Annotated in this window: 12 protein-coding genes and 1 pseudogene; all 13 read right to left on the bottom strand. The window is 69.2% G+C overall.

Going from position 1 to position 12,941, the window contains the following annotated elements; genetic code table 11:
• Window positions 1-509: Mur ligase domain-containing protein (locus AADI75_RS14880; protein ID WP_341209788.1), on the bottom strand; the 509-nt coding region annotated here is incomplete at its 3' end.
• On the bottom strand, window positions 506-1,666 hold the full coding sequence (murG, locus tag AADI75_RS14875; protein ID WP_341209787.1) for an undecaprenyldiphospho-muramoylpentapeptide beta-N-acetylglucosaminyltransferase: 1,161 nt from the start codon (window positions 1,664-1,666) through the stop codon (window positions 506-508). The genes murG and AADI75_RS14880, both read right to left, overlap by 4 nt.
• Window positions 1,663-2,892 (bottom strand): putative peptidoglycan glycosyltransferase FtsW, encoded by a 1,230-nt coding sequence (locus tag AADI75_RS14870; protein WP_341209786.1) that lies wholly within the window; start codon window positions 2,890-2,892, stop codon window positions 1,663-1,665. Before AADI75_RS14870 ends, murG begins: the two co-directional genes overlap by 4 nt.
• On the bottom strand, window positions 2,889-4,172 hold the full coding sequence (murD, locus tag AADI75_RS14865; RefSeq protein ID WP_341209785.1) for a UDP-N-acetylmuramoyl-L-alanine--D-glutamate ligase: 1,284 nt from the start codon (window positions 4,170-4,172) through the stop codon (window positions 2,889-2,891). The genes AADI75_RS14870 and murD overlap by 4 nt, the downstream gene beginning before the upstream one ends.
• On the bottom strand, window positions 4,169-5,239 hold the full coding sequence (mraY, locus tag AADI75_RS14860) for a phospho-N-acetylmuramoyl-pentapeptide-transferase (protein WP_341209784.1): 1,071 nt from the start codon (window positions 5,237-5,239) through the stop codon (window positions 4,169-4,171). The genes murD and mraY overlap by 4 nt, the downstream gene beginning before the upstream one ends.
• Window position 5,240: 1 nt before the next feature.
• Window positions 5,241-6,611 (bottom strand): UDP-N-acetylmuramoyl-tripeptide--D-alanyl-D-alanine ligase, encoded by a 1,371-nt coding sequence (gene murF / locus AADI75_RS14855; protein ID WP_341209783.1) that lies wholly within the window; start codon window positions 6,609-6,611, stop codon window positions 5,241-5,243.
• A gap of 124 nt (window positions 6,612-6,735) precedes the next feature.
• On the bottom strand, window positions 6,736-8,151 hold the full coding sequence (locus AADI75_RS14850) for a UDP-N-acetylmuramoyl-L-alanyl-D-glutamate--2,6-diaminopimelate ligase (RefSeq protein ID WP_341209782.1): 1,416 nt from the start codon (window positions 8,149-8,151) through the stop codon (window positions 6,736-6,738).
• A 10-nt stretch (window positions 8,152-8,161) separates the two neighbouring features.
• Complete coding sequence (locus AADI75_RS14845) at window positions 8,162-9,877, bottom strand: penicillin-binding protein 2 (RefSeq protein ID WP_341209781.1); 1,716 nt, start codon at window positions 9,875-9,877, stop codon at window positions 8,162-8,164.
• A complete protein-coding gene (locus AADI75_RS14840) occupies window positions 9,874-10,482 on the bottom strand; it encodes a hypothetical protein (protein ID WP_341209780.1) in 609 nt (202 codons plus the stop codon). Before AADI75_RS14840 ends, AADI75_RS14845 begins: the two co-directional genes overlap by 4 nt.
• Window positions 10,483-10,484: 2 nt before the next feature.
• Window positions 10,485-11,420 (bottom strand): 16S rRNA (cytosine(1402)-N(4))-methyltransferase RsmH, encoded by a 936-nt coding sequence (gene rsmH, locus AADI75_RS14835; protein ID WP_341209779.1) that lies wholly within the window; start codon window positions 11,418-11,420, stop codon window positions 10,485-10,487.
• Window positions 11,417-11,920: an MraZ protein gene (locus tag AADI75_RS14830; protein WP_028966908.1), complete on the bottom strand. Its 504-nt coding sequence runs from the start codon at window positions 11,918-11,920 to the stop codon at window positions 11,417-11,419. The genes rsmH and AADI75_RS14830 overlap by 4 nt, the downstream gene beginning before the upstream one ends.
• A gap of 413 nt (window positions 11,921-12,333) precedes the next feature.
• Complete coding sequence (locus AADI75_RS14825; RefSeq protein WP_341209778.1) at window positions 12,334-12,696, bottom strand: hypothetical protein; 363 nt, start codon at window positions 12,694-12,696, stop codon at window positions 12,334-12,336.
• Between the two features lie 39 nt (window positions 12,697-12,735).
• Window positions 12,736-12,941 (bottom strand): annotated as a pseudogene (locus tag AADI75_RS14820) (hypothetical protein); the annotation flags it as partial.

Here is a 12,941-nt window from a genome sequence, read left to right as displayed (position 1 = left end):
CTGCCGTCGCTCTCGTCGGCCTCCACCACCATCCAGTCGCTCGCGCCCAGCCGCGCGTTCGAGCCGTAGCTGTTGATGATCCCGCCGTTGATGACGGTCGGATCGACCCCGCCGGCATCGAGCAGCGCCGCGACCATCGAGGTCGTCGTGGTCTTGCCGTGCGTCCCGGCAACCGCGACGGTCGACTTCAGCCGCATCAGCTCGGCGAGCATCTCGGCGCGGCGCACGACGGGCACGCGGTTGCGCAGCGCCGCCTCGACCTCGGGGTTGCCACGCTTCACCGCGGTCGAGGTCACGACCACCGCCGCGCCGTCGACATTGGCGGCGTCATGCCCGATCGTCACCGCGATCCCGCGCGCGCGCAGCCCCTCGATCACATAGCCCTCGGCGACGTCGGAGCCCTGCACCTTGTAGCCGAGATTGTGCATCACCTCGGCGATGCCCGACATGCCGATCCCGCCGATCCCGACGAAATGGATCGTCCCGATATCGGTCGCGACGCCTTTCATGCGAACGCCTTCCGCGTCTGCGCCTTGCCGACCATCACCCGTGCTCGCGGCGCGTCGAGGCTTTCGACCAGATCGGCGAGGTCGGTGACGGCATTGGGCGCACCGCACGCGCGCGCGCGCGTCGCGGCATTGCCGAGCGCTTCGGGATCGAGTCCGAGTTTCTGCATCTGCTTGGCGAGTTCCGTCGGCGTGAAGGCGGTCTGTTGAATCGTGCGCGCGCCGCCTGCGGCGGTGATCTCGCGCGCATTGGCGGTCTGGTGGTCGTCGGTCGCCGAGGGCAGCGGGACGAGGATCGCGGGGCGACCGGCGGCGGTCAGCTCGGCGATCGTCGACGCGCCGGCGCGCGCGATGACGAGATGCGACCAGCCCAGTTGCTCGGGCAGATCGGGCAGATAGGTGGCGAGCTCGGCGGCGATGTCGAGGCTGGCGTATTTCTCGCGCACCGCGTCGATATCCTCGATCCGCGCCTGATGCGTCACCTGCAACCGGCGGCGAAACGCGACCGGCAGCAGCGCGAGCCCGTCCGGCACCACCTGGCTCAGCACCGACGCGCCCTGGCTGCCGCCCGTGACCAGCACGCGGAAGATGCCGTCCTCGTCGGGCACCGGATAGGGCTTCGCACGCAGCGCCAGCACGCTCTCGCGCACCGGATTGCCGATCAGATGCGCCTTGGCGCGGTGGCGCGGGTTGAGCCGTTCGGTCTCGGCATAGCTGGTCGCGATTGCATCGACTCGCCCCGCCACCAACCGGTTGACGCGCCCCAGCACCGCATTCTGTTCGTGGATCGCGGTCGGGATACGCTCGGCGAACGCCGCCGACAGCGTGGGGAAGGCGGGATAGCCGCCGAAGCCGATCACCGCCGCCGGCTTGAACGTCCGGTACAGGTCGCGCGCCATCGCCCGCCCCTGCACCATCAGCCGCGCCGCCTTCGCCCAGCCGAGCGGCCCGCCCGCGAAGCGCCCGGCGGGAATGACATGCGTCTGCACGCCCTCGAACAATCCGGGAAAGCGCACGCCGCGCGCGTCACTGACCAAGGCGACGCGATGCCCGCGCTTCATCAGCTCGGCGGCGAGCGCGGCGGCGGGGACCATGTGACCGCCGGTCCCGCCGGCGGCGAGCACGTAGTGGCGGGGGCGGAAATCGCGGACCTGCGTCATTCGGCGCTCCAGCGTTGCTGCGCGATATAGGGGCTGCGCAGCAGGAACGGATTGCGGCGCGTGAACGCCAGCAGCAGCCCCATCCCCATCGACAGCGCGATCATCGACGAGCCGCCATAGCTGATGAACGGCAGCGTCATCCCCTTCGACGGTGCCAGCCCGGTGTTGACCGCCATCGAGATCAGCGCCTGCGCCCCGAACTGCACCGCGAGGCCGGAGGCGGCAAGCAGGCGGAACGGGTCTTGTTCGTCGAGCAGCTTGACGAACACGCGCACCACGATCGCGAGGAACGCCAGCCCGACGATCATGCACGCCAAAAGTCCGAATTCCTCGCCGATCACCGAGAAAATGTAGTCGGTATGCGCCTCGGGCAGCCCGTACTTCACCGTGCCCGCGCCCGGCCCGGTCCCGAACCAGCCGCCGGACGTGAGCGTGTTGTGAGCGGCGTTGGTCTGGAAGTGATCCGCCGCGCCCTCGCCCTCGACGCCGGGAAACAGGAACGCGTCGATCCGCTTCCGCGCGGTGCTGTAGAACAGATAGGCCGCGATCAGCGCGACCGGCACCATCGACAGGAAGCCGAGGATGACGCGCGTCGGCGTGCCCGCAATCGTCACCAGCGCCAGCCAGATCAGGCAGAAGATCACGGTCTGCCCGAAATCAGGCTGCAACATCAGCAGCATCGCGATCAGTCCGGTCAAGGCGGCGGTGATCGCGGTGACCGGCAGCTCGGCATCGCGCGACTTGAACGACAGCAGCCACGCGACGGTGACGACGAAAAACGGCTTGAGGAATTCGGATGGCTGGAACTGCGCGAAGCCGAACCCCACCCAGCGCCGTGCACCATTGACGCTGACCCCGACGAACGGCACCACCACCATCAGCGCGACGCACACCGCCGCGCCGATCAGCGACATGCGTCGCGCCATCGTCAGCGGCAGCATCGATACGACGAACAGCACCGGCAGCGACACCGCGACCCACATCACCTGTCGCCAGAAATAATGCAGCGGCGCGAAGTGGAGATGCTCGCCCGAATAGCGCGTCGCGCTGACCGGCGAGCCCGCGGCGACCGCGATCAGCCCGATCGCGATCAGGAACAAGGCGAGCAGCAACAGCACGCGGTCAATGTCCCAGAACCATGTGCCGAGCGGCGACGGATCGCCGCGCCCGCCACGGTTGCGCAGCGATACGCCGGGACGGGCGGGCTCGGTTCGGGTCGCGCTCATGCCAACTCCTCCACCGCCGCGCGGAACGCGGCGCCCCGCTGCTCGAAGTCGCGGAACTGGTCGAACGAGGCGGCGGCGGGCGACAGCAGCACGACGTCGCCACGCTCCGCCTCCTGCGCCGCCAGCTTCACCGCGCGTTCCAGCGTCTCGACCTCGGCGACGGGCACCTGCCCGCGCAGCACCGCGGCGAAACGCGGCCCGCCCTCGCCGATCGTATAGGCGCGCACGACATTGCCGAGATGGGGCAGGCAGGCGTCGAGATCGTCGCCCTTCACCTTGCCGCCCAGGATCCAGTGGATGCGCGGGAAAGCGGCGAGCGCGGGAGCGGCGCTTTCGGGATTGGTCGCCTTGCTGTCGTTGATCCACGCCACGCCGTTCAGCATGGCGATCCGCTCCATGCGGTGCGGCAGCCCGGTGAACGTCTCCAGCGCGCGCTCGATCGTCTCGGCGTCGACGCCCAGCGCCTCGGCGACCGCAACCGCGGCCCTGGCATTCTGTTCGTTGTGTGGGCCTTGCAGCGACGGCCAGCGCGCCTGATCGCCGGGCAGCGGCACGCCGTCGGTGAACCGGAAATTGAGACCCTCGGGTGCATCGGCGAGCATGTCATGCTCGGCTTCCGCCTCGTAGTCGACGATCGCGACGTGCGCGGCCGATTGCATCGCGAACAGCCGCGCCTTGCTGGCGGCGTAAGCATCGAAGCCGTCGTAGCGGTCGAGATGGTCGGGGGTGACGTTGAGCAGCACCGCGACGTCGCAGTCGAGCGTCTGCGTAAGGTCGATCTGGTAGCTCGACAGTTCGAGCACATAGACCCCGCCCTCGGGCAGCGGTTCTTGGCCAAGGATCGGCAGGCCGATGTTGCCGCCCATCCGCGCGGGGATGCCCGCGGTGTCGAGGATGTGGTGGATCAGCGTGGTAGTGGTCGACTTGCCATTGGTGCCGGTGATGCCGACGACCTTGTGCGCGGGCAGATCGGCACGCGCCTGCGCGAACAGTTCGATGTCGCCGATGATCGGCGTGCCGGCATCGCGTGCCTTCGTCGCGAGCGGATGCGTGTTGAGCGGGACGCCCGGCGAAACGACCAGCGCGTCGACATCCGAGAGGTCGAGGGTGTCGAGGTCCGTAAAGGAAACGCCGTCGAGGCCGGCGCGCTTCTCCGGGTCGCTGTCCCACGCCGTAACCCGCGCCCCGCCCGCGACGAGCGCACGAACGGTCGCGGCGCCCGAGCGTGCCAGCCCGAGCACCGCATAATGTTTCCCCGCCCAGGCGCGCGAAACGATCATCGCAGCTTCAACGTCGACAGCCCGGCGAGCGCCAGCACGAGGCTGATGATCCAGAAGCGGATCACCACCGTCGGCTCGCTCCAGCCGAGTTGCTCGAAATGATGGTGGATCGGTGCCATGCGGAAGATGCGCTTGCCGGTGCGCTTGTACCAGAAGACCTGGATGATGACGCTCATCGCCTCGACGACGAACAGCCCGCCGATGATCCCCAGCACGATCTCGTGATGCGCGACCACCGCGATCGTGCCCAGCGCGCCGCCGAGCGCGAGGCTGCCGGTGTCGCCCATGAACACCGCCGCGGGCGGCGCATTGTACCACAGGAACGCCAGGCCGCCGCCGATCACCGCGCCGCAGAAGATCGCCAGCTCGCCCGCGCGCGGGACGTGCGGGATGCCGAGATAATCGGCGAATTTCACGTTGCCGGCCAGATAGACGATCAGCATGAACGCGACGCTGGCGATGATGACCGGCATCGTCGCCAGCCCGTCGAGCCCGTCGGTCAGGTTCACCGCATTGCCGAACGCCACGATCGTGAACGCGGCGAAGATCGGATAGAAATAGCCGAGGTCGACGAAATAGCGGCTGGTGAACGGGAAATAGAGGCCCGAGCCGTTCTCCTGCATCACGATCCACGCCGCCACGCCCGCTATCCCGAATTCCAGCAGCAGCCGGACACGGCCGGAGACGCCGGCGGTGCTCGCCTTTCGCACCTTGTCGTAATCGTCGAGGAAGCCGATCGCGCCGAAGCCGAGCGTGACGAACAGGCACGCCCAGACGAACGGGTTGCTGAGATCCATCCAGATCAGCACCGCCAGCACCAGGCTGGTGAGGATCATCAGCCCGCCCATCGTCGGCGTGCCGCGCTTGGCGAGATGGGTCTGCGGGCCGTCGGCGCGGATCGGCTGCCCCTTGCCCTGCCGCACGCGCAGCCAGCCGATGAAGCGCGGCCCGATGATGAGGCCGATGAACAAGGCGGTCGCGACCGCCGCGCCGGCGCGAAACGTCTGATAGCGGATCAGGTTGAACCCGCCCGCGAAACCGAGTTGTTCGGCGATCCAGTACAGCAACTCAACTCATCCCGTTGGCAAGGCCGCTGACCAGTCGCGACAGGCCGACGCCGTTCGATCCCTTGACGAGCAATGTGTCGCCCGGACGGATCAGCGCCCGCAAGCACTCGAGCGCCCGGCCGGCATCGGGCACATGGACGAAATCGACCCGCCCCTCAAGCGCCGCGGCCAGCGGGCGCATCGCCTCGCCGACCAGCACGGCCGTTTCGACGCGCGCGGCGACGACGTCGTCGGCCAGCCCGGCGTGGAAGGCGGCCGAGCCCTCGCCCAGCTCGCGCATCTCGCCGAGCACCGCGACATGCCGCCCGGCCGCCTGCGCCAGCACCGCGAGCGTCGCGCGCATCGAGGCGGGGTTGGCGTTGTAGCTTTCGTCGATCACGGTCGCCTCGCCGTCGCGGACGCGCACCGTCAGCCGTGCGCCGCGTCCCGGCAGGCCACCAAGCTCGCCCAGCGCGAGCCCGGCGAGCGCCAGATCGGCTCCGACCGCATCCGCCACCGCCAGAACGGCGAGCGCATTCGACACCCAATGCCGCCCGGGCTGCGCGATCGTGAAGCTCAGGTCGCGCCCGCCGACCCGCGCGTTGACGAACGTGCCTCCGCCGCGCACTACCATCGCATCGCTGGCGCACACATCCGCCTCGCGGGTGAGCCCGAAAGTGACGATCCGGCCCGCATGGGGCTTGGCCGCCTCGATCAACCGGTCACGATGCGGGCTGTCGAACGGCACGATCGCGGTACCGCCGGGCTGCAGACCTTGAAAGATCTCGCCCTTGGCGTCGGCGATCGCGCTTTCGTCGGGGAAGAATTCGGTATGCGCCGGCGCGATCGCGGTCACCAGCGCGACATGCGGACGCACCAAGGTGGTCAGGTGCGCCAGCTCGCCGGGATGGTTCATCCCCATCTCCAGCACCGCGTAATCGGTATCGGCGGGCATACGCGCGAGGCTGAGCGGAACGCCGGTGTGATTGTTGTAGCTCTTGACCGAGCGATGCGCACGGACGCCCGGCGCACGGTCGAGCGCCGCGAACAACGCCTCCTTGGTCGAGGTCTTGCCGACCGACCCGGTGACGCCGATCACCTTGCCCGCGACGCGCGCGCGGGCGGCGCGGGCAAGGTTTTCGAGCGCCGCGAAGGTGTTGTCGACGCGCACCGCCGGATGTCCGGTCGGCTGCGACACGATCGCGCCACCTGCGCCTTGCGCGAACGCCTGATCGAGAAAGCGATGGCCGTCGGTCGTCTCGCCGGTCAGCGCGATGAACAGGTCGCGTTCGCCGACCTCACGCGAATCGAACGCGACCCCGTCGACGGTGAAGTCGGCGGAGGCGGTGCCGCCGGTGGCGGCGGCGATGTCGGTGGCAGTCCAGAGCGTCATGGCCGCGTCATATCAAAGTCGTCATCCCCGCGCAGGCGGGGATCCAGACGCGCAGGTCCGTCGACAGAAGCGCCAGCGTCAGAGGTTCTGGATTCCCGCCTGCGCGGGAATGACGAAGGGGCCATCATGCCGCCACCTCGCGCGCCACTGCGACGTCGTCGAACGGCAAAACGAGATCGCCGACGATCTGCCCCTGTTCGTGGCCCTTGCCCGCGATCAGTACGATATCGCCGCCACGCGCCTCCGCTACCGCGGCGGCGATCGCAGCGCGGCGGTCGCCGATCTCGCGCGCGCCGCGCGCGCCGTCGAGCACCGCGCGGCGGATCGCCGTAGCATCCTCGGTGCGCGGATTGTCGTCGGTGACGATCACCACATCGGCGCTCGCCACCGCCACCTGCCCCATCGGCACGCGCTTGCCGGCGTCACGGTCGCCACCGGCGCCGAGGACGAGGATCAGCCGCCCCTCGACATGCGGACGCAGCGCGGCGCACGCCGCCTCGATCGCGTCGGGGGTATGCGCGTAATCGACATAGACCGGTACGCCACTCGCGGTGATCGCGGCACGCTCCAGCCGCCCGCGCACCGGCTGCAACCGTGCGAGCCCCGCGATCGTCTGCGCGACGTCGCCGCCGGTCGCGATCACCAGCCCCGCGGCGACCAAGGCGTTGGCCGCCTGATACCCCCCGATCAGCGGGAGCGTGACGCGATGCTCGACGCCGTCGGCCCGGATGGTCAGCCCCTGTCCCAGCAAGGTCGGCGCACGCGCGACCAGCCGCAGGTCGTCGCCATGCTCGCCGACCGTGAAGACGCGGTTGCCGCGTTCGCGCGCGATGTCGATCACGCGCTCCGAATTGGCATCGTCGACCCACACCACCGCAGTGCCGTCATCGGCCAACACCTGCGCGAACAATCGTAGCTTGGCGGTGAAATAGGCCGCCATGTCGCCATGATAGTCGAGATGGTCGCGGCTGAGATTGGTGAAGGCCGCCGCGCGCACCGGCAGCCCCTCCGTGCGATACTGGCTGAGCCCGTGGCTCGACGCCTCGAACGCGAGATGCGTGACGCCCTCACGCGCCAGCCCGGCGACGTTCGATAGGAAGGTGACGACGTCGGGGGTGGTCAGCCCCGTCACGACGCGCTCGTCGGCGGTCGCGACGCCGAGCGTGCCGATCGACGCGGCATGATGCCCCGCCATGCGCCACAATTGCCGCGTCATCTCGACCGTCGAGGTCTTGCCGTTGGTGCCGGTGACCGCGACCGCCGTCTGCGGGAACGGCGCGAAGAACCGCGCCGCCAGCCGCGCGAACGCCTCGCGCGGGGTGTAATCGCGGATGTGGAGCGCGCCCTCGACGCGCGCGCCCGGCCGCGCGACCACCGCGACCGCACCGGCCTCGATCGCGGCGGGGATGAAGTCCTCACCGTTCACCCGCGCGCCCTCGAACGCGCCGAAGATCGTGCCGGGCGCGACCTTGCGGTGGTCGATCGCAAACCCCGTGACCGCCTGCTCGCCGCCGCCCTCGACCAGTTGCGACAGCTTCATGCCACCGCCCTCACTGCCCGCCGCTCTTCGGCACGCGATCGGGATCTTCCCACAAGGTCGGGACGATGTCCGACACGTCGATGTCGCGGTTGTCGTCGGGGGTCACGCCCAGGATCGCGCCGACGCGCGCGATCGTGCGGCCGACGACCGGGGCGGCATTCCACGCGGCGGTCTTCCACCCGAAGGTCTCCTTCGTGCCGAGCGGCGAGTCGAGCATCGCGACCACCACATAGCGCGGCGCGTCCATCGGAAAAGCCGCTGCAAACGTCGCGACGTTGCGCGACCGGTCGTAGCCGCCCGCCACTGCCGCCTCCGCGGTGCCGGTCTTGCCGCCGACGCGGTAGCCCGGCGCATCGCCCTTGCGCCCTGTGCCGCGCAGCACGATCAGCCGCAGCATCTGGCGCATCCGCGCGCTGGTCGCCTCGCTGATGACGCGCCGGCCCGCGACTTCATGACCCGGCTGGACCTTCAGCAGCGTCGCCGGCCGCCAGGTCCCCCCGTTGACCAGCGCGGCATAAGCATTGGCGAGGTGCAGCGGCGTCACCGCAATACCGTGGCCATAGGCGGTGGTCATCGTCGTGGTGCGCGCCCAGAACGTCGGCCACAGCGGACGGCCCTTTTCGCGAATCTCGATATCGGGGCGGGTGTCGAAGCCAAGCCTCTTGAACATGGCCTGCATCCGCTCCGGCCCGACCTCGTCGGCGACGCGGGCGGTGGCGACGTTCGAGGAATAGATCAGCGTCTCGGCCATGTTGAGCCAGCGCTTGGGATCGCCGCGCTCGTCATGAATCGTGAAACGACCGACCTGCAACGGATGCGTCGCGTCGAAACGCCGTTCCATCGACGTGACGACGCCATTGTCGATCGCCGCCGCCATCGTGATCGGCTTGAAGGTCGAGCCCAGCTCGAACACGCTCTGCGTGGTGATGTTGCGGAGCTGCTCGGTGCCCGACATGCCGACGCGATTGGGGTTGAAGGTCGGCAGCGACACCATCGCCACCACCTCGCCGGTGTGGACGTCGAGCACGATCCCGCCGCCGCCGCGCGCCGAGAAGGTCGTCATCGCGCGGCCCAGTTCGCTTTCCATCGCAGCCTGGACGCGCGTGTCGATCGACAGCGTGACCGGCTGGTTGGTCGTCGCGGGGTTGGTCAGCCGTTCGTCGAGCGCGCGCTCGATCCCGCTCATCCCGTGGCCGCCGCTGATGAAGCCCAGCACATGCGCGCCGAGCGTCGATTGCGGATAGAGGCGCTGCGTCTCGCGTTCGAAGACGATGCCCGGCTCGCCGATTGCATTCACCGCCTCGACCAGCGCTGGGCTGGCGCGGCGGTTGAGATAGGTGAAGCTGACCGGGCGCGTGATCTGCGCATAGAACCACGCCTGATCGCCGCGATCGGGCATCAGGTCGGCGAGCTTCTGCGCGATCTGCGACGGGTCGCCGAGCAGCTTCTTCGGGTGGACGCCGATCGTCCACGCGTCGATCGTGCGCGCGAGCGGCGCGCCGTTGCGATCGACGATATCGCCGCGCGGCGCGGCCAGCACCGGGGCATTGCCGCGCTCGCCGCCCTCCATCAATCCGAGCATCGCCAGCCGCCCGATCACGATCAGCACCGCCGCCGCGAACAGCAGCATCAGCATCATCAGGCGAAGATGTTGCGTCGCCAGCAATTGCTGGCGCTGGTCGCCCGAACGGCCGGCGCGAAGGGGTCGGGCGACCAGGGTCGTCACCGCAGGCGGCTCCGTTCGGCGCGGGCGCCGCTCAACAGGTCGCCCAGCGTGTTGTCGCTGAGCAACCCGCGATCGAGCATCGCGACCTTGGCGACCTTGACCGGCGCAGCGACCGCGCGCACCGCGACCCTGGTGACGCCGACCGGGGCGGCGGCGGCGGCGACCTGCACCGCGGCGACCTTCACGACCGCGGGGGTGGAACCGGCGCTGGCGGTCGCGACCGCGGGTATGACGGTGGCGACCGGCGCGGCGGGGACGATCAACTGCGCGGTCTGGAGCTGGACGTCACGCCCCGGCGCCGGCAGGCCCTGCACCGGCGACAGCGCCGCCACCGCGCGCCCGTCACGGACGAACTGCTGCGCGGGGGGCACGGTCAGCGCCAGCGTGTTGCCGTTCCAGCGTTCGAGCTGCGCGAGGTTCGCCCGCACGTCAAACTCGGTCTCCAGCGCGCGGATATCGCGCTCGGCGCTCAGGATGCGGCGGTCGACCTGCTCCAGCCGCTTGCGTTCCGCCGCAACCTGCGACGACACGAGATAGAAGCCGATCGCCACGATCGCGCAGCCGGTCAGCCACCCGAGCCCCTTCAACCGATATATCGCCGCCATCGTTACGCCTCCAAACGCCAAGGTGCCGCCCCGGTACGCCGGGCAGTGCGAAGTGTGGCGGAGCGGGCGCGCGGGTTCGCGGCCAGCTCCGCTTCGCCCGCGCGGATCGCACGGGCGGTGATCTCGAAGGTCGGCGCGCGCGCGGGCGCGGTGACCGGCATGTGCCGCGAGCCGCCGGGTGCCGCACCCGAGCGATCGCGCAGGAAGCGCTTGACGATGCGATCCTCCAGCGAGTGGAAGGTCACGATCGCCAGCCGCCCGCCCGGCTTCAGCACGCGCTCGGCGGCCTCAAGCCCCTGCGTCAGCTCGTCCAGCTCGCCGTTGATGTGGATGCGCACCGCCTGGAAGGCGCGGGTTGCGGGATCCTTCTTGTCATGCGGGCGATGGCCCAGCGCCTTGCGGACGACGTTGGCGAATTGTGCGGTCGTGGTAAGCGGGCGCGCGGCGACCACCGCACGCGCGATCCGCCGCGACTTGGGCTCCTCGCCATAACGGTACAGCACGTCGGCGATCGCCTCTTCCGCGGCCTCGTTGAGGAAGTCGGCCGCGGACATGCCCGCCTGGCTCATCCGCATGTCGAGCGGGCCGTCCGACTGGAAGGAGAAGCCGCGCGCGGCCTGATCGAGCTGCATCGACGACACGCCGATGTCCATCGTGACGCCATCGACCGGTACCGCATCGCGCGCTTGCAACTCGGCCTCGAGTGCCGAGAAGGTGGCGGGGACGAGCGTCAGCGCCGCTTCTTCTTCCAGCGCGCGCCCGCCGGCGATCGCATCCGGGTCGCGATCGAACGCGATCACCGCCGCACCGGTGGCGAGGATCGCGCTTGTATAGCCGCCGGCCCCGAACGTGGCATCGACATGGCGCTCGCCGGGGGCGGGGGCGAGGGCGGTGATGACTTCGTCGAGCAGGACGGGGATGTGCGGGGCGCTGCTCATGACAGGGGTATCCCCTTGTCCTCGCAGGTGAATTCCACATACTCCTTGAGGAAGGGGTCGATCCCCGGTGTCTCGATCAGGACGTTGGGTGCCCAGATCGTGATCCAATTAAACGCGCCCAAAAACACCGCGGCGCCCTGAATCCGGGCATAACGACGCTCGAACGTCGGCATGATGAAGCGTCCGGAACCGTCGAACGGCAACGGTTCGGCCCCGCCGGCGCGATCGAGGATGTTGTAATCGGTGCGCCCGCTGGTCGCGAATTGCGCGGCGTCGAGCGCCTCCAGCTTCGCCTTCCAGAACGGCACGAAGCCGGGGTCGTAGGCGATCAGGCAGCGATGTTCGGGATGCGGCGCGATGATGACGGTGCCGCCGTCCTTGCCGTCCTCACGCGGGGCATTCTTGGCCAGCGTCGCGCGCAGGGTGTTGGGAATCGCAACCCGGCCCTTGTCATCGACAAGACCGAGCCCCTTTCCCTGATAATCCACCCTGTCGACCACGCCCACCTCGCACCCGGAGCGCACAACCACCCTGCCCGGCGCACAGCCCTCGCCGCGCGCCGACGTTGCCGTCAGCAAACAACAGTGGTTCTGCCCCCAATGTCGTCGCGCTTACGTATCAGGGTTAAAACGGGATGAGAAGGGATATTCGGGGAAATCCGGGGATCAGCCCCGCCGTTGCCCGAATTTAGCCGAAATCCACGGCGGTGCGTGCGCCCGGGCAGGAACAAAGCACGGACAGCCGGCAGGAGTAGCAAGCGCAGACCCGCATTTTTCCACGATCGGGCACTCCGTCCCCGAATGTCCCCGGTGACGCGGGCTGTGATGCCGATGCGAAAGGACGAGGGATTCGGCGGCGCGAATCATGCGCGGCGACCGGCGGTGTGCCGCGGACACGGGCCGCGGCGCACCGGTCACAACATGCCGTTGGTCGAGGACGCGTCCGGGGCGGGTTGCGTCGGGAGCTGCGGCTGCTGCTCGGCCGCGGAGGGAGTCGGCGCGGCGCCGGGGGTTACGCCCATTTCAGCGAGCGGTTCGTTGGTGGGCGCCGCCGTAGGGGCAGAGGCGGGCGCGCTCATGTTGGCGACCAGATCCGGTTGCGCCGCACCGGTCACGCTGACCGGCTGTTGCTGGTTCACCGAAGAAAAGATCGCGCTGGCCAGCCCGATCAACAGCACGACCGCCGCCAGACCGATCATTCCGACGCGCACGCGCTGCCGGGTCTGTTCCGCCTGCTGCCGTTCGACGGCGGCTTTATCTTTGAGAGGAGCCTTCATCGGTCGCGCATTTCTAACCGATCGTCGCGCGACTGTCGATCAATTCGTTAACGGCCGATCGTGCACCGGGCCGCGCACCAGCCCCTTCGACGCCAGCCACGCCGGATCGTAGAGCGTGGAAAGATAGCGGAAGCCGGTATCGCACAGGATCGTCGCGATCCGCTTGCCCGGCCCGAGCTGCCGCGCCAAGCGCACCGCGCCCGCGACGTTGATCCCCGACGACAGACCGAGGCACAGCCCTTCCT

The sequence above is a fragment of the uncultured Sphingomonas sp. genome, assembly GCF_964021865.1.
Classification (GTDB): Bacteria; Pseudomonadota; Alphaproteobacteria; order Sphingomonadales; family Sphingomonadaceae; genus Sphingomonas.
The sequence above is the reverse complement of the archived record's forward strand: the minus strand, read 5'-3'. Positions and strand labels throughout refer to the sequence as shown.